Origin of the sequence: Sphingomonas sp. PL-96, assembly GCF_020707215.1 — a bacterium.
In the GTDB taxonomy this organism is placed as follows: Bacteria; Pseudomonadota; Alphaproteobacteria; order Sphingomonadales; family Sphingomonadaceae; genus Sphingomonas.
Genome location: NZ_JAJFET010000001.1, coordinates 933,902 through 950,906, shown reverse-complemented (window position 1 = coordinate 950,906; position 17,005 = coordinate 933,902). Strand labels below are relative to the sequence as shown.

Sequence of the window (17,005 nt, the reverse complement as noted above, 5' to 3'; positions counted from 1 at the left end):
GGTGGTCCCACCGGCTTGCCGCAAACTGGATGTTTCACGTACCCGGCAGCCAAGCGACTAAGTCCCCGACGGTGAGGGCACAAAGGGTGATGATGTGAGCAAATGGCTTGCAGGTTCGGCGCTGGTAGCATGCATGACGGCGCTTTCGGCGGCGCCTGTGTTCGCCCAAACGCTGCCTCCGCTCACCGGGCGAGTGATCGAATACGACACCAGCGAAGTCACCTGGCCGGCGCTCGATATCGCCCCTGACGGCAAGACCATCCTCTTCGACCTGCTCGGCGATATCTATGCCCTGCCGCCGCAGGGCGGAAAGGCCCGGCCGGTGATGACCGGTGCAGCGTTCGATACGCAGCCGGTCTTTTCGCCCGACGGTCGCCACATCGCCTTTGTCAGCGATCGCGATGGGCGTGAGAATTTGTGGATCGCCGATGCCGACGGCAGCAACGCGCGCCGCCTCTCGCAGGATTCTAGCGGTGCCCCCCATTATTCCTCGCCGGCCTGGTCTCCCGACGGGAGGACGCTCTACGTCTCGCGCATGATCTGGGGCGTGCTGGCATTCGAGCTATGGTCGTACGACGCGGCTAGCGGTGCCAGCGAGGTGCTGGTGAAAGCGCAGCCAAAGGGCGATGATCCGCACCCCCAGCGGCGCAACGCCATGGGCGTGGTCGCCTCACCGGACGGCAAGAGCCTCTATTACGCGACGAAGGCGGGAACGACCTGGACCAGCGGCCCGCTGCCGCACTGGACGATCGAGCGCCTCGACCTCGCCACGCGCCAGCGACAGCCGGTCGTGACGACGCCCGGTGGCGGCATGCGCCCTACCCTGTCGCACGACGGCCGTCAGCTTGCCTATGTCACGCGCGAAGGCGAGCGAACGGTGCTTCGCCTGCACGATCTCTCGACCGGCAGCGATCGCCTGCTGCATGGCCCACTCGACCCGGATGGGCAGTCCGGCGGCTATTATGTCGATCTGCTCCCGCGCATGGTCTTCTCCGCCGATGACCGGAGCATCTACCTGGGGCTGAGCGGCGGGCTGAAGCGGCTCGACCCGGCCACCGGGGCGCTCAGCGACATCCCCTTCGAGGCGCATGTCCGGCACGGGATGGGCCCCGACCTGCGGCGCCAGCACCGGATCGACACGGGGCCGGTCCATGTCCGGGTCATCCAGACCCCTCGCCTCTCGCCCGATGGCAAACAATTGGTCTTCGGTGCGGTCGGGCGCATCTATCTGGCCGACAGTCGCAAGGGTGCCAAGCCCCGCCGGCTCGACGTGCCGGGCACGGCATGGCAGCCGAGCTGGTCCGACGACGGCCGCTTCGTCACCTACGTCACCTGGACCGCCAAGGAAGGCGGCCACGTCTGGGTCGCGGCGGTCGACGGCAAGACCGCGCCGCGCAGGATCACGACTCAGCCGGCCTACTATTCGGAACCGCTGTTCCTCGCCGGTGGCCACGACGTGGTCGCTTTTTCCGCCAGCCAGCATGATCGGCTCTACCGCACCGCTGAGAGCCTTGGGCCGACGCCGTCGACGCTGGTGCGTCTGTCGGTGAAGGACGGGCGGATGACCGCGCTGGGCGAGGTCGGCGCGGCAATGGACCTGCGCCGCGATGCCGATCCGGCGCGGGTGCGTTACTACGCCGACGGGTGGATTTCGTCGCACGCCGTCGACGGCAGCCGCCAGGGCAAGGACGCGGCAAGGCACGTGGTGAAGCTCGTCGCGCGGCCAGACAGCCAGTATTTCGACGCGCCCGCCCCGCTCAAGAACGCGCAACTAAACGCGAACGGCAAGACGGCGTTGGTGCGCTACGCCTCGCAACTGTACCTCGTCCCGGTTCCCGAGGCGAAGGGCGGCAAGGCGCCGACCGTCACCGTCAGCGACCCGGCGTCGGGTGCGCGGCGGATCACCGCGATCGGCGCCGACTATATGGACTGGGCACCCGACATGCGGTCGCTCGTCTGGTCGGTCGGCTCGACCGTGCGCCGGCTGCCGCTGGGCGCCGCGCAGCAAGGCACGCCCGCTGCCATCGAGAAGCGGGCAAAGAGCGCGCTGATGGACGTGGTCCTGCCACGCGACGTACCCAAGGGCCGGCTGCTGCTGCGCGGCGCGCGTGTTGCTACGATGAAGGGCAGCGAAGTCATCGACAACGCGGACCTGCTGATCGTCGACAACCGTATCGCCGCGATCGGCCCGCGCGGCAGCGTAGGGATACCCGCCGGCACCGAGGTGCGCGACGTAGCCGGCAAGTTCATCGTGCCCGGCTTCATCGATGCGCACGCCCATTGGTTCGAGACGCGCCGCCGCATCCTCGACATCGGGCATTGGGATTTTTCGTCCAACCTCGCTTATGGGGTGACCGCCGGGCTGGACGTGCAGACCTTCGATCCCGACGTGTTCATCTATGCCGACATGATCGATGCCGGGATGATGATCGGCCAGCGCGCCTTCTCGACCGGCGAGGGCGTGTTCCGCACCAGCCCGATGAACAGCCGCGAAGACGCGATCGCCACGCTGCGCCGCTATTCGGACTATTATCGGACGCCCAACATCAAGCAATATATGGTCGGCGGCCGGACCGAGCGGCGCCACCTTATCGAAGGGGCGCAGGCGCTTGGCCTGATGCCGACAACGGAGGGCGCCAGCGACTATCGCCTGGACCTGACCCAGCTGCTCGATGGCTACGCCGGCAACGAGCACAGCCTGCCGATCGCGCCGATCCATGACGATCTCACCCAGCTGCTCGTGCGGTCGCGCATTGCCACCGTGCCGACCATGCTGGTGCTCTACGGCGCGCCAGGGCCGCTGGGGGCAATGACGGCGGGCCATCAGCAGGATTTCGACCGGAAACTCAGCCGCTTTGTTCCCGAATTTGCGTTCGCGGCGAAGCGCGACTCGGCGCAATGGAACCGCGGCGACGGACAAGGCTTCACGCTCTTCGCGAAACAGGCGAGCGATATCGGCGCTGCCGGCGGACTGCTCGGGGTCGGGGCGCATGGCATTGTGCAAGGACTATCCTATCACTGGGAGCTGGAAGCGATGGCGTCGGGCGGAGCCAGCGCGATGCAGATCCTGCAGGCGGCAACGATCGGTTCGGCCGAGGTGATCGGGCGCGCGCTGGATCTCGGCTCGATCGAACCGGGGAAGCTCGCCGACCTGCTGGTGCTCGACAGGGATCCGCTTGCCGACATCCGCAACACTCGCTCGCTCAAGCTCGTGATGCAGAACGGGCGGCTGTACGACGCCGCAACGCTGGACGAGCAATGGCCACGGCGCAAGCAGCGCGAGCCACAATGGTTCGAGGAGATGTCGAAGCGCGAAGTTGCGGCCGCGATGGCGACGGCCAGTGCGTTCGACGAAGCCCAGGGGAACGCCGCCTCGTTCGAATATTGAGCTAGCCTGCCCGGTCGAGCGCCGCTTTCAACGCCTTGATCGCGCTGTCGGTCTCGGCGGCGTTGAGGCTGGCGAAGCCGATGCGCAGGCCGCGCTCGGCCTCCGGGCGGGCCATGTAGGATGCGGACGAGGCGAAGCGCAGGCCCGCCAGCTTGGCTTCGTTTTCCAGCGCCAAGAGGTCGACCCCGGGGAAGCGCAGCCAGAAGGCAAGGCCCCCGTTTGGCTTATCGAAGGCAATGCGCTCGCCAAAGGCCTCGCGTAGCTTTTCGGCAAAGGTTTCCCGGCGCTCCCCGTAGACCCTACGTACCTTGCGGGCGTGCCGCCGCAGCGCGCCGCCCGTAATGAGCTCGGCCACGGCATCCTCAGTTACCGTGTTGCCCATTCCGTCGGTCAGCGAGACATAGTGCCGCAGCGCGCGGATCATCGGTTCGGGTGCGACCACATAGCCGACGCGAAGCGCCGGCGCGATCAGCTTCGACAGCGAGCCGAGATAGATCACGTGATCGGGCGCATAAGCCGCCATCGGCAGGAGCGGTTGCGACGCGAAGTGGAACTCGTGGTCGTAATCATCCTCGATGATCGCGAAGCCGAACTGCTTGGCGAGATTGAGCAGCGCTAGCCGCCTACCCGGGCGCAGCTCGGCGGTGGTCGGGAACTGGTGGTGCGGCGTGAGAAAGATCGCCCGAACCTTGTGGCTGCGGCACGCCCGCTCCACTGCGCCGATGTCGATTGCCGGCCCGTCGAAGGGTACGGCAATGAGCTTGGCGCCCATCATTCGGAAGGCGGCTAGCGCCGGCTCGTAGGTTAGTTCCTCGACGATCACGGCGTCGCCGGGGCGGATCAAGGCCTGTGCCGTCAAGAAAACGCCGTTCTGGCTTCCGCGGGTGATGCAGACTTCTTCGGGCCCCACCGTAAGTCCGCGCTGGTGGCGCAGCATCTCGGCGATAGCGGACCGCAGCCGCGTGGTGCCGAGCGGATCGCGGTATTGCAGGTGACCGTCCGGAGGCGAGCGCAGCAGGGCTGTGCGATAGGCCTGCACCAGCACATCTTTGGGGAAGAGCCGGCCGTCAGGTGCGCCTTCGTCCAGCTTGATGCCGCTGCCGCCGGGCAGTGCGAGCGGGCGCTCGGGCACTGGCAGGATGCGATATTGAGGCTGCGACTTTTCCGGTGGCTTGTTGGCGGGAGCTTTTGCGCGCGCGCTTCCGACGGGATCGGGAAAGCTGGTTGCCACCATGGTGCCGCGCGTACCCGAAGATTCCAGCCAGCCTTGCGCGATCAGCTCTTCATAAGCGAGCACGAACGTCTTGCGATTGAGGTTGAGCTCGGCGGCGAGCTGCCGACTGCCGGGCAGGAAGGTGCCGGGCGTCAGGCGGCCACGCTCGATGTCGCGGATGATGGCAGAGACGACCTGAAGGTAGATCGGCGTTGGCAGCGCGGGATCGATCCGGTCGCCAAGCATGAGGTGAAGGGGCCGAAGCATGCGCCGCTGGTAGGAGCCTCGCTGTTCTAGTGTGTGCCTGCGCCGCGCTAGGCGCTCACCGGCGTAGAAGCAAACGCAAAGGCGCACAGACTGGACCCGGACGATTGATGGGACTGGACCTTGAGATGGACCAGCGTCTGACCCATCGAGCGGGCAGCCACGGCAAGCGGCGCCGTGAACGGGGAGCAATGCAGTGAACAGTTCATTCGTGGCCTATGGTCCACAGGATGTCCGCCTCGTCGTCGAGTGCTATCCGCTCGCGTGGGTTCAATCGTGCGCCGCCGACGGTGCGATCGAGGCATCCTTGCTCCCGCTCGTCGGCGAGTATGATGAACAAGGGCGGCTGATAGCTTTGATCGGGCACATGGCGCGGCGCAATCCGCTGCATGAGGCGCTCCGAGGCAATTGCCGGGCGACGATCCTGTTCAACGGTCCTCAGGGCTATGTCTCGCCCGAACATGCGGGCCTGCGCGATTGGGGCCCCACCTGGAATTACGTGCTACTGCGGATCGCGGCCGATCTGCAGTTCGACGACGCGTTGACGGGGCCGGCGCTGGACGTGCTGATCGACGAGATGGAGCGTGGCCGGCCGTCCCCTTGGCGCAAGGAGGAACTCGGCAGTCGGTACGTTGGCATGGCAGGAGCGATCATCGGCTTCCGCGCCGAGATCCGCTCATGCGCGGGCATATTCAAGCTGGGGCAGGACGAGCGCCCCGAGGTTCTCGCGCATATCCTCGCCTCGCACCCCGATGCCGCGCTGGTGGAGTGGATGCGCCGCTTCAACAGCTGACGTCGCCGGCGCCGCGAATATTCACCAAGAAGGCGGCGAGTTCGCACTCGCCGCCTTCTTCTGTTCTGGAAACCGGGCCGTCAGAATTCCAGACGCGCTCCCACCGTCATGTAGCGGCCAATCACGTCGTAATAGGGCGAGAAGGTCGAGTAGAGCGGCGGGTCCTTGTCGAACAGGTTCGACACGTTGCCGTAGAGCTCGAAGTGCTTGCCGTCGCCGAAGGGCACCTTCTGGCTCAGCTGCAGGTCGACGTAGGTGTAGGCCGGGATGCGGTTGTTGGTCAGCGCCGTGCTGGTGCGGTTCCAATAGCCGGAGGAGATGTAGCGCGCACGGACCAGGCCGCTGAAGCTGTCGCTCGCATAGCCGATCGTAGCGTTGGCGCGGATCCGCGGAACGCCGTTGACGAATGCATAGCCCTGCGACTTGACGTACTCGACCTTGGAAACGCCGTCATCGGTGGTGAAGTGGTTCACCCAGGTGCCGACAAGGCGGAAGGTGAGGTGCCCGTCCGTGCTGTTGTTCACCGGCATCCGGTAAGCCAGCTCGGCATCGACGCCGTCGGTCTTGAACTCCGACAGGTTGACCGAGGATGAGGCCACGCTTTCGAGCCGGCCGCTGCTGTCACGGGTGATGTAGTCGCACAGGCTGGTGTTGCCGCCTGCGCAACGATCGACCAGCACCTGCGCGCCGATGCTGGTGATGACGTCCTTGATGGCGATGTTGAAATAGTCGATCGAGGCAGTCAGCCCGCGCAGCGGGGCAGCGGTGAAGCCTGCGGTCCAGGTATCCGCCTTCTCCGGCCTCAACGCGGTGTTGCCGCCGCCATAGACCAGCACGTTGCGGCTGCCTTCCGCAGTGAACTGCGGATCGACCACGCCGACATAGCTCACCGTCTGGTTCGAATAGAGCTCGCTCAGATTCGGCGCACGGATGTCGCGCGAGCGCGTCACACGGCCGATCACGCCGGGCAAGAATTCGTTGGTAGCGCCCAGCTTCCACGACCAGATCGTGCCGCTGGTGCTATAGTCGGACGCGCGCACGGCGCCGTTCAGCTCCAGCTTGCGCAGCAGCGGCACGTCTTTGATCACGGGGACGACGATCTCGCCGAACGCTTCCTGCACGTCATACTCGCCGCGGTAGGCGTTGAAGTAGAAGGTGCTGAAAGCCTTGGCGGCATCCAGCTCGCCGACTTCCGAGGAGGTAGAGAGGTTGCGCCCTTCGGCGCCCACGGCGATCGACACTGCACCCGCTGGCAGGTCGAACGGCTCGCCGCGCAGCGACACGCCATAGGTGTCTATCTTGTTAACGCCATTGTAGCGCGGCGTGCCGGTGACATAGTCGATCGCCGCCTGCGACGGCGCGCCTTCGCCGAACAGGTTGATCGGCACGCAGCCAGCCGCGCCAGAGCGGCACACGGCCTCGCCGGTCGCTGGATCGATCACCGAGTCCACCGCATTGGCGAAGTTCTGGGTGATCAGGAAGCCGGGCGTCTCCATCTTGTTGCGATACTCGCCGTGGCTGTAATAGCCGCCGTAGCGCCAGCGGCCCTCGCCGAAGCTGCCGTCGAGCGCCAGCGTGCCCTGAACGCTGCGCCGGTCGAGGTTGATGCTCGAATAGGCGAGGTCCGCGTTGTAGCGGGCCATGGTGAAGCTGGTTTGCCCGGCGGCAGCGAGTGCCTGCTGAATGTCTTCGTTGAGGAAGGCATTGTCGGACCGGATCGTGACGCTGCCCGTGTGGTCACCGAACCAGGTGTAGCTGTTGTAATAGCGCGAATACCGCAGGTCGGCGCTGAGCTTGAGCGTGTCGGTCAGGTCATAGGAGGCCTTGGCCATCACGGCATAGCGCTGTTGCGGCGTGATCAGCGGGCTGCGCTCGTCGTCGGACGGGCCTTCGCCGCCAACCATGTTGCTGCCGACAACGGTGCCGATCTCCGGCGTGCGCAGCGTGCCGTCCGGGTTGAAGCCAAAGCCCCGGAGCGCGCCCGAGGTGATGTAGCCGCCGATCAGGCGCGTGGCGAGCCCCACGTCGCCCGTCAGCGTGTTGTTGACGGTGGCGAAGCGCCCGGTGTTCTCGCGGTTGGTCTTCTTCAAAATGCCTTTGTTGTCGACATATTCGCCGCCGACGACGAGATGGCCGCGGCCGCCGGCGAAGCTGGTGCCATATTTCCCTTCGAAGCGGATCTGTCCCGCGTCGCCGCGCGAAGAAATCCCGCCCTCTGCTCCGAGACGGACGCCCTCATAGTCGCTGTCGATGATCATGTTGACCACGCCGGCGACCGCGTCCGAGCCCCAGGCGGCGGAGGCGCCCCCAGTGACGATGTCGACGCTGTCGACCATGATCGAGGGCACGGTGTTGAGGTCGTTGTCGCTGACCAAGCGGCGCCCGTCGACGAGGACCAGCGAGCGTGTTTCGCCCAGGCCGCGAATGTTGATCGGGAAGCGGCCGGCCTGGGCGTTGGTGCCCGAGGTCTGCGGCGACTGGTTCGCCTTGAACTGCGGCAGATCGGCTAGCGCCGCGCCGATGTTGGTGCGGCTGACGACCTGCAGGTCTTCCTGCGTCATGTGCAGCAGCGGGGTAGGTGACTCATAGCCGGGACGATCGATACGCGAGCCGGTGACGACGATGTCGCCCTGGCCGGATGACGTGGCAGCCGTGGGCGCCTCGGTCGTCTCCGATTGCGCGGTGGATTGGGCAAGCGCCGGCATGGCCGATACGCTCAGCGCAATGAGCGCGGTGCTCGCCAGAACCGACCGACGACGTGTGCGGAGAAGCTGTTCCACCCTTAATCCCCCCAATGAAGATCGCCTCGTCCTGCGGAGCGACCCAACCCGGCCCAATGGCCTCATCCGGCAGATGAAACGGAAGGCCGACCCAGCGGAACATCCACTTTTCTGGAAGTTGAGGGGACCAAGAGCGCCCCGCGACCGACTTGATCCCGGGCGCCGCACCGGACCAGAACCGGGCAGCGCTCCAGTGTGGTCAGCCAGGGCGCGCCCGTTTCTGCGGCCATGTGGGCGGGAACAGTTCTACCGGCCGAGCTCGAGCGGCCGGTCGCGCGCGGCGCGAAGAAGGGCGAGCGGGCTGGCGCCTTCGGCGGCGGCAAGCGCCTCCGCCCCTTCCAAGGTCGCGCGCGCGAGCGCCATGGCGTCCCCCGGCGCCCGGTCCGGCCGCTTCGCCCGCCGCCGCGAGCGCCTCGGCGAAGCGGAAGAATCAGGCCGGGCCACTACTGCGGATCATGGACGAGCACCCGGTGCTCCACGCACGCGCCAGCGCGCCGCCCATGCGCCCGCGCCGACCAGCAGCACGGTCAGGCGCGTTCCTCCTGGAACACTTAGGCCGCTGCTCCCGTGTAGCGTTCCTTCCCGCCGACGAACGTGCGCAGCACCTGAGTCTTGGGCAGCGCTTCAGGATCCGTGGTGGTCGGATCGCGATCGAGCACGACCAGATCGGCAAGGAAGCCCGGCGCAATCCGGCCGAGGCGATCGTCCTGGAAGCCCGCGAAAGCATTGGTGACGGTATAGGCCATCAGCGCCTGTTCCACCGTGACCTTCTGATCAGGCAGCCAGCCGCGTGGGTTGGCGCCGTCAATCGTCTCGCGCGTCACCGCCGCATAGATGCCGATCAGCGGATCGATCGGCGCAACCGGCCAGTCCGAGCCGAAAGTCGTGGTGGCGCCGCTGTTGATCAGCGAGGCAAAAGCATAGGTGCCATCCAGCCGCCGTTCGCCGATCCGCTTCACCGCCCAACGCCCGTCGTCGATCGCATGGTAGGGCTGCACCGACGCGATCACCTTCTGGCGGGCGAAGCGCGGAATGGTCGCCGGGCGGATGTGTTGGGCATGCTCCACGCGGAAGCGCCGGTCGCGCGCACCGTTCACCCGCACGGCTTCGGCATAGACGTCCAGGATGTCGTCGTTCGCTTCGTCACCGATGGCGTGGACGGTCACCTGCAAGCGCGCCCGATCGGCGCCGATCACCGCGTCGCGCAACTCGGTCAGCGGCATCACACGAACACCGCGTGTCGCCGGATCATCGCTATACGGCTCGCGGAAAAGCGCGGTGCGTGCGCCGAGCGAACCATCCACCAGCGCCTTCAGCCCGCCCCATCGCACCCAGTCGTCGCCACGCCCCTCGCTCTTCACCAGCGCCGCCATCCTCTCCCAATCCTGCAGCGGCACGAAATTGTAGAAGCGCATATCCGTCTCGCCCTTGGCGCGCAGGCGGCGGAGCGCGTCGAAGTTGGTCCAGCCGAACGGATCGGGAATGTGGACCTGCGCAATCCCGCGCGCCAGGCCGTGCGCGATGCCGGCCCGCAGCGCTTCTTCCGCCTGTGACGGGCTGAGCGGCGGGATCACTCGCTCGACCAGTTCCTTGGCATTGTCCTTGAGCACGCCGGTCGGCTCGCCCGCTGCGTCGCGCACGATCACCCCGCCTTTGGGATCAGGCGTGTTGCGGGTGATGCCGGCCAGCTTCAGCGCCACCGAATTGCATAGGTAGGAGTGGAGGTCGGTACGCGGGATCGCGACCGGCGTGTTCGGCGTGACCGGATCGATCCACTCGCGCGTCGGCAGCGCGCCGCCGAAGCGCTGTTCGTCCCACGGCCCGCCTAGCAGCCAGCGATCAGGGTGCGCGCGCGCCGCCGCATCGATGCGCGCGACAAAGTCCGCTCGGGTCTTCACCTCGAGCAGGTCCGGGCGCCCAAGCGCACTGGCACCCATCAGAAAATGGGTGTGATTGTCGATGAAGGCGGGCATGGCGAATGCGCCGCCAAGGCCGATGATGCGGGTCGAGCGGCCGGTGCGCGCGCGCACTGCCCTTGCGCCGACAGCGGCGATGCGATCTCCGACGATACCCACCGCGTCCGTCCGGCCGCCGGGCCGTCCCGTCCAGATGCTGCCCCCCACCAATGCGCAATCGAGCGGTGCCTCAGCGGCGATCGAACGGCCCGCGATGGTCAGCGCAGCACCTGCGCCCAGAAACTGCCGACGATCAAACATGGCCCTTCCCCTTGTGCCTGGCGATGGAGTTCGCACTAGCATCGCGCACGCGTTCGGCCCCGCCAACGTCCAAGATCGGATCGAGGATGGGGACCAGTTTTCGTCGCCCCGGCGGCACGCTACGCTCGGTCTTAGACTCCGGAACAGCGCTGAGCTTGACCTGGGAGCCCACCTTTGAATGCACGCCGTGTCCATCTACGGCCGGGGCCGTCGAGCGGGGTGACAGGGTTCCCGCACTGGCGTGTCACCGCAGTTGCCTCGAGCGGTTCCGGGGCAACCTTGAGGTTTTCACATCCGATGCCGCCAGCTCGCGGATGAGGCGTTCCAGCACGACGGTTCCGACGTCGGGCGATCGCCGCAAGCGCGGCAGAATCCGCTGTAGTCTGAACGCCAAAGGCTTTAGACGCTTCCTGCGCGCTTCCTAGGTTCCATACCGCGCCGACCGGCTGGTCCCGAAGAGCCGCCGCCGTAGCTAGACGCCTTGTAGGTCAACCACGCCGCCCCAGGCCTTCTCCGTCGCCTTCTTGCGGCCTGCAATCACGTCACCTCCGAGCAAAGGTGACCAGCAGCGCGACGCCGGACACTTTGATTGCGCAGTCCAGCATTAAACAGTCTAGCCGCCGCAAATCGACTTCTCCGAGCCGCTGGTCTTCAAGTACGAACAGGAAGGTGGCGCCGCGCGCCTGAACAGTATCGCCGGCTCCCAGCCATTTGATGCTGGCTCGATAGGAGCCAGACCTTGTCATCGCGTTCAGGACCAGCGCGCCGCCCTCACTCGGTTCACCCCGCAACGGCACGCCGCCGTCGAAGGCGTGAACACCTCGCCCTTCGTGCAGCACCAGTCCTCCGGTGGGGCCCACCAGTCGCAACGAGCCTTGCACGATGGCAAGAACGCGGTCGACACCAGCGAAGGTCGAAAAGGCCCCTTCCACTTCGACCTTCGCGAGACTGAGACGCCAGAGGAAGTCTCCAGCAACTGCAGCGGGCGGAAATACGGCGATCTCGCGCGTCGTTCCAACGCCGTTCTTCCAGGCAGTCTCCCGGCAGTCCGCCGCCTGGAGGATCCGCCCGATGCTCATCCGAGGATGCCGGGCAGGTCGAGTCCCTTCTCCCGCGCGCAGGCTTGCGCGACGTCATAGCCTGCGTCGGCGTGACGCATGACGCCGGTGGCCGGGTCGTTCCACAGCACGCGCTCCAGCCGCGCGGCGGCCTCAGGCGTGCCATCCGCCACGATCACGACACCGCTGTGTTGCGAAAAGCCCATGCCGACCCCTCCGCCATGGTGCAGCGACACCCAGGTAGCGCCCGACGCGGTGTTGAGCAGCGCGTTCAGCAGCGGCCAATCGCTCACCGCGTCTGATCCGTCCTGCATCGCCTCGGTCTCGCGGTTGGGCGAGGCGACCGAGCCGCTGTCGAGATGGTCGCGGCCGATCACGATCGGCGCCTTCAGCTCGCCCTTGGCGACCATCTCGTTGAACGCCATGCCCAAGCGATGGCGATCGCCCAGCCCCACCCAGCAGATACGTGCGGGCAGGCCCTGAAATTGTATCTTCTCGCGCGCCATGTCGAGCCAGGTGTGGAGATGCGCGTCGTCGGGCAGCAGCTCCTTCACCTTGGCGTCGGTCTTGTAGATGTCCTCCGGATCGCCCGACAGCGCGACCCAGCGGAACGGTCCGACACCCCGGCAGAACAGTGGTCGGATATAGGCGGGAACGAAGCCGGGAAAGTCGAAGGCGTTCTCCACACCCTCGTCCTTGGCCACCTGGCGGATGTTGTTGCCATAGTCGGTCGTGGGCACGCCGGCCGCCTGGAAGTCGAGCATGGCGCGGACGTGCTGGGCCATCGACGCCTTGGCCGCCTTTGCCACGGCCTCGGGCTCGCGCTCGCGCCGCTCGATCCATTCGGCGACGGTCCAGCCGATCGGAAGATAGCCGTTGACCGGATCATGCGCGCTGGTCTGGTCGGTGAGCAGGTCGGGGCGGATGCCGCGGCGATAGAGCTCGGGCAGCAGCTCGGCGGCGTTGCCGAGCAGCCCGACCGAAACCGCCTTCCGCTCGGCGCAGCTCTTCTCGAGGATCGCCATCGCTTCCTCGATGGTCGAGGCCGCGACGTCGAGATAGCCGGTGCGCAGGCGCATTTCGATGCGGCTCGGCTGGCACTCGATCGCCAGGCAGGAGGCGCCGGCCATCACCGCGGCGAGCGGCTGCGCGCCACCCATGCCGCCGAGGCCGGCGGTCAGCAGCCACTTGCCGCCGAGGTCGCCGCCATAATGCTGGCGCCCCATTTCGACGAAGGTCTCGTACGTGCCCTGAACGATGCCCTGGGTGCCGATATAGATCCACGAGCCCGCGGTCATCTGCCCGTACATCGCCAGACCGCGCCGATCGAGCTCGTTGAAATGCTCCCAGTTCGCCCAGTGCGGCACCAGGTTGCTGTTGGCGATCAGGACGCGCGGTGCATCGGCATGGGTGCGGAACACGCCAACCGGCTTGCCCGACTGGATCAGCAGCGTCTGGTCGGCCTCCAGCCGCTTCAGCGTCTCGACGATCCGGTCATAGCTTTTCCAGTCGCGCGCCGCGCGCCCGATCCCGCCATAGACCACCAGTTCCTCCGGGCGCTCGGCCACGTCGGGATGCAGGTTGTTCATCAGCATGCGCAGCGGCGCTTCGGTGAGCCAGCTCTTGGCGCTCAGCTCCGTGCCGGTCGCCGGCTTGATCACGCGGGTGTTGTCGATGCGGGTCATGGGATCAGGCTTTCTGAGTGGCGAAAGCGATGCACGCCTTCATGATTTCGGTGAGGACGGGCGCGATGCGGTTCGCGCGAGCGGGATCGAAGGCGGGCGGCCAGTTCGCCTCGGTCGGGGTCTCCGGCTCGTCCATGTAACCGCGGATGGCGAGTTCCATCTGGATGGCGTGGATGCCCCTGTCCGGCCGGCCGTAATGGCGCGTTGTCCAGCCGCCGCGGAAGCGGCCATCGAGCACATGGCTCTCGTCGCTCGCCGCGCAGATCGCCTCCACCGCGGACGCAAGCGCCGGGTCGCAGGTGACGCCGCCGTTGGTACCGATGTTGAACTGCGGCAACTCGCCTTCGAACAGGCGCGGAACATGGCTGCGGATCGAATGTGCGTCATAGAGCACCACCCGGCTGTGCCGGGCATGCAGCCGCTCGATCTCCCCGGCCAGCGCGGCATGATAGGGGGCGAACCAGCGCGCGCGGCGGCGGGCGATCTCCGCTTCGTCGGGGATTGCCCCCGCGTAGAGCGGCTCGCCATCGAAGGTGGTCGTCGGGCAAAGCTCGGTGGTCGCCTGGCCCGGATAGAGCGATGCGCCGGAAGGATCGCGGTTAAGATCGATCACGCTGCGCGAGATGCTTGACCAGATGAGCGTGACGCCGAGATCGCGGGCAAAGGCGTAGAGCGCGTCCACCCACCAGTCCGCGTCGCGCCGCGCCAGCCAGGGCGAGCGGAAACCCGGTTCCACATCGGCGAGGCCCGTGCCGACATGGGGCATGGCGACGATCAGCGGTGCGTCACCGCGAACGACGTGCAGCCAGTCGCTCATGCCACGCCCGGGAGCAGACCGCCTGCCGTCGATGCGAGCGCGCCTGAGCGGATCAGCGTGTTGGCCGCCTCCATGTCAGGATAGAAATGGCGGTCGTCGGCCAGTGCCGGGACCCGCGCGCGCAGGCACGCACGCGCCGCCTCCAGCGCGGCGCCCGAGGCGAGCGGCGCATGGAAGTCGACGCCCTGTGCCGCGGCCAGCCATTCGATCCCGATCACCGCGATCGCATTCTCCGCCATGTCGAGCAGGCGGCGCGCACCATGCGCCGCCATGGAGACATGGTCCTCCTGATTGGCAGAGGTCGGGATGGAATCGACGCTTGCCGGATAGGCGCGCTGCTTGTTCTCGCTGACCAGCGCGGCCGCGGTCACCTGCGGGATCATGAAGCCGGAGTTGAGGCCCGGCTTTGGCGTGAGAAAGGCAGGCAGGCCCGACAGCGCAGGATCCACCAGCATGGCAACGCGGCGTTCGGAGATGGAGCCGATCTCGCAGATTGCCATCGCGATCATGTCGGCGGCGAACGCGACCGGCTCGGCATGGAAGTTGCCGCCGGACAGCGCCTCGTCGGTCTCCGGGAAGATGAGCGGATTGTCGGACACGCCGTTCGCCTCGACCTCCAGCGTGGTCGCGGCCTGCCGCAACACGTCCAAGGCGGCGCCCATCACTTGGGGCTGGCAGCGCAGGCAGTAGGGATCCTGCACGCGCGTGTCGTTTTCCAGATGGCTGGCGCGGACCGCGCTGCCGGCCATCAGCGTGCGCAGCGCCTCGGCAACCTCAATCTGCCCCTTCTGCCGGCGCAGCTGATGTATGCGTGGGTCGAACGGAGTGTCGGATCCCTTGGCCGCCTCGGTCGAGAGCGCGCCGGTAACCAGGGCGGAACGGAACAGCAATTCCGCCTCGAACAGCCCCGCCAGCGCGTTCGCGGTTGAGAATTGCGTGCCGTTGAGCAGCGCGAGACCCTCCTTGGGGCCAAGCTCAAGCGGGGCAAGTCCGGCCTGCGCCAGCGCGTCGGCCGCCGGCAGACGCTCGCCGCGCACGAAGATCTCGCCTACGCCGATCATGGTCGCGGCCATGTGCGCCAGCGGCGCGAGGTCGCCGCTGGCGCCCACCGATCCCTGGCACGGCACCACCGGCGTCAGCTCCATGGCCAGCATCGCTTCCAGCAGCGCCACGGTTTCCGGCCGCACCCCCGACGCACCCTGTGCGAGGCTGGCGAGCTTGAGCGCCATCATCAGGCGGATGACGGGAACCGGCGAGGGCGCGCCGGTTCCGGCGGCGTGGCTCAGCACGATGTTGCGTTGGAGCGTGGCGAGGTCGTCGTCGCCGATGCGGACGCTGGCGAGCTTTCCGAAGCCGGTGTTGATGCCATAGACCGGCGCGCCCTTGGCAAGGATGCGCGACACCGCGGCGGCGCCTTCGACGATGCGCGGGCCGCAGGCGGGATCAAGCCGCAGCGAGGCACCGCGATAGATGTTCCGCCAATCTTTCAGCGAAACGGCGCCGGGAAGAAGCACGATCTCGTTCATTGACCACTCCAGATACGCGCATGGAGCGGATTGAACCCCATGCGATAGACAAGTTCGGCCGGACGCTCGACGTCCCAGATGGCAAGGTCGCAGCGCTTGCCCGCCTCCAGCGTGCCGCGGTCGGCAAGACCCAGCGCGCGGGCCGCATTGCGGGTAACGCCAGCCAGGCATTCGGCGACGGTGAGGCGGAACAGCGTCGCGCCCATGTTCATCACCAGCAGCAGCGAGGTGAGCGGCGAGGTGCCCGGATTGCAGTCGGTCGCAAGCGCGATCGGCACGCCAGCGCGACGCAGCCCCTCGATCGGCGGCAACCGGGTCTCGCGTACGAAATAATAGGCTCCGGGCAGCAGCGTCGCAACGGTGCCGGCACGCGCCATGGCGGCGATGCCGTCCTCGTCGAGATACTCGAGGTGATCGGCGGAAAGCGCCCCAAAGCTTGCGGCGAGTGCCGCCCCGTGCAGGTTCGACAGCTGCTCGGCATGGAGCTTTACCGGCAGGCCGTGGCGCGCGGCGGCCGCGAACAGCCGCTCGGTCTGCTCAGGCGTGAAGCCGATCCCCTCGCAAAAGGCGTCAACCGCGTCGGCGAGGCCCAGTCGCGCAACCTCCGGCAGCATCGTGTCGCAGAGCATGCCGATATAGCCGTCCGCATCCCCTACATACTCGGGCGGAAGCGCGTGGGCCCCCAGGAAGGTGGTCGCAACCTCCACCGGCCGCTCCGCCGCCAGCCCCCGCGCCGCGCGCAGCATGCGGATCTCGGTCTCGCCGTCGAGCCCATAGCCCGACTTGATCTCCACCGTCGTGACACCTTCGGCAATCAGCGCGTCTAGGCGCGGCAGCGCCGAGGCGACGAGCGCGTCCTCGCTCGCGGCGCGGGTGGCGCGCATGGTGGAGACGATGCCGCCGCCTGCCCGCGCGATTGCTTCATAGGAGGCGCCCTCCAGTCGCAGCTCAAATTCCTGCGCACGATCGCCGCCGTGGACCAGATGCGTGTGGCAGTCGATCAACCCGGGTGTGATCCAGCGGCCTTCGCAATCTACGACCCGCTTCGCCTCGAGGTCGGGCGCATCCGAGCGTGCCCCCGCGTAGAGGATGAGACCGTCCCGCGCGGCAACCAGACCGTCCTCGACCACGCCGAGCGCCTCGCCGACCATCGTAGCCAGCCGCGCCCCTTTCCAAACCGTATCGCACTGCATGCGCATGGTCCCCACCCGTTGCATTCGAAAGATTGCACCATCATTCCCTAATGTATAGACAAAAAAGAGCAG

The 17,005-nt window shown here is 67.0% G+C and carries 10 protein-coding genes; 2 read left to right on the top strand and 8 right to left on the bottom strand.

Annotation, left to right across the window (positions count from 1 at the left end; genetic code table 11):
• The first annotated feature begins 133 nt into the window (after window positions 1-133).
• Window positions 134-3,388 (top strand): amidohydrolase family protein, encoded by a 3,255-nt coding sequence (locus LK533_RS04430; RefSeq protein ID WP_229361544.1) that lies wholly within the window; start codon window positions 134-136, stop codon window positions 3,386-3,388.
• Window position 3,389: 1 nt separating this feature from the next.
• Here the strand turns inward: LK533_RS04430 and LK533_RS04425 are convergent, their stop codons facing one another.
• The gene (locus LK533_RS04425; protein ID WP_229361543.1) at window positions 3,390-4,868 is read right to left on the bottom strand and encodes a PLP-dependent aminotransferase family protein; all 1,479 of its coding nucleotides are present in this window, start codon (window positions 4,866-4,868) and stop codon (window positions 3,390-3,392) included.
• A 193-nt stretch (window positions 4,869-5,061) separates the two neighbouring features.
• On the opposite strand from LK533_RS04425, the gene LK533_RS04420 reads away from it, so the two are divergent.
• Window positions 5,062-5,658 carry an FMN-binding negative transcriptional regulator gene (locus tag LK533_RS04420; RefSeq protein WP_324255254.1) on the top strand — a complete coding sequence of 199 codons (597 nt, stop codon included), beginning with the start codon at window positions 5,062-5,064 and terminating at the stop codon, window positions 5,656-5,658.
• A gap of 80 nt (window positions 5,659-5,738) precedes the next feature.
• Here the strand turns inward: LK533_RS04420 and LK533_RS04415 are convergent, their stop codons facing one another.
• The 7 genes from LK533_RS04415 to hutI all read right to left on the bottom strand — a co-directional run bounded on the left by LK533_RS04415 (window position 5,739) and on the right by hutI (window position 16,933).
• Window positions 5,739-8,363 (bottom strand): TonB-dependent receptor domain-containing protein, encoded by a 2,625-nt coding sequence (locus LK533_RS04415; protein ID WP_229361541.1) that lies wholly within the window; start codon window positions 8,361-8,363, stop codon window positions 5,739-5,741.
• Between the two features lie 626 nt (window positions 8,364-8,989).
• Complete coding sequence (locus tag LK533_RS04410) at window positions 8,990-10,654, bottom strand: amidohydrolase (RefSeq protein ID WP_229361540.1); 1,665 nt, start codon at window positions 10,652-10,654, stop codon at window positions 8,990-8,992.
• A 542-nt stretch (window positions 10,655-11,196) separates the two neighbouring features.
• Complete coding sequence (locus LK533_RS04405; RefSeq protein ID WP_229361539.1) at window positions 11,197-11,733, bottom strand: HutD family protein; 537 nt, start codon at window positions 11,731-11,733, stop codon at window positions 11,197-11,199.
• On the bottom strand, window positions 11,730-13,397 hold the full coding sequence (hutU, locus tag LK533_RS04400) for a urocanate hydratase (RefSeq protein ID WP_229361538.1): 1,668 nt from the start codon (window positions 13,395-13,397) through the stop codon (window positions 11,730-11,732). Before hutU ends, LK533_RS04405 begins: the two co-directional genes overlap by 4 nt.
• Before the next feature lie 4 nt (window positions 13,398-13,401).
• A complete protein-coding gene (gene hutG / locus LK533_RS04395; RefSeq protein WP_229361537.1) occupies window positions 13,402-14,214 on the bottom strand; it encodes an N-formylglutamate deformylase in 813 nt (270 codons plus the stop codon).
• Window positions 14,211-15,740 carry a histidine ammonia-lyase gene (hutH, locus tag LK533_RS04390; protein ID WP_229361536.1) on the bottom strand — a complete coding sequence of 510 codons (1,530 nt, stop codon included), beginning with the start codon at window positions 15,738-15,740 and terminating at the stop codon, window positions 14,211-14,213. Before hutH ends, hutG begins: the two co-directional genes overlap by 4 nt.
• Window positions 15,737-16,933, bottom strand: a complete 1,197-nt coding sequence (gene hutI / locus LK533_RS04385; RefSeq protein WP_229361752.1) for an imidazolonepropionase — start codon at window positions 16,931-16,933, stop codon at window positions 15,737-15,739. The genes hutH and hutI overlap by 4 nt, the downstream gene beginning before the upstream one ends.
• Window positions 16,934-17,005 lie beyond the last annotated feature (72 nt).

Excerpts from the sequence above, each read along its gene's own strand:
- LK533_RS04405 (WP_229361539.1), bottom strand. The coding sequence starts at position 11,733 with ATGAGCATCGGGCGGATCCTCCAGGCGGCGGACTGCCGGGAGACTGCC.
- LK533_RS04430 (WP_229361544.1), top strand. The coding sequence starts at position 134 with ATGACGGCGCTTTCGGCGGCGCCTGTGTTCGCCCAAACGCTGCCTCCG.
- LK533_RS04410 (WP_229361540.1), bottom strand. The coding sequence starts at position 10,654 with ATGTTTGATCGTCGGCAGTTTCTGGGCGCAGGTGCTGCGCTGACCATC.
- hutH (WP_229361536.1), bottom strand. The coding sequence starts at position 15,740 with ATGAACGAGATCGTGCTTCTTCCCGGCGCCGTTTCGCTGAAAGATTGG.
- hutU (WP_229361538.1), bottom strand. The coding sequence starts at position 13,397 with ATGACCCGCATCGACAACACCCGCGTGATCAAGCCGGCGACCGGCACG.
- hutI (WP_229361752.1), bottom strand. The coding sequence starts at position 16,933 with ATGCAGTGCGATACGGTTTGGAAAGGGGCGCGGCTGGCTACGATGGTC.
- hutG (WP_229361537.1), bottom strand. The coding sequence starts at position 14,214 with ATGAGCGACTGGCTGCACGTCGTTCGCGGTGACGCACCGCTGATCGTC.
- LK533_RS04425 (WP_229361543.1), bottom strand. The coding sequence starts at position 4,868 with ATGCTTCGGCCCCTTCACCTCATGCTTGGCGACCGGATCGATCCCGCG.
- LK533_RS04415 (WP_229361541.1), bottom strand. The coding sequence starts at position 8,363 with ATGCCGGCGCTTGCCCAATCCACCGCGCAATCGGAGACGACCGAGGCG.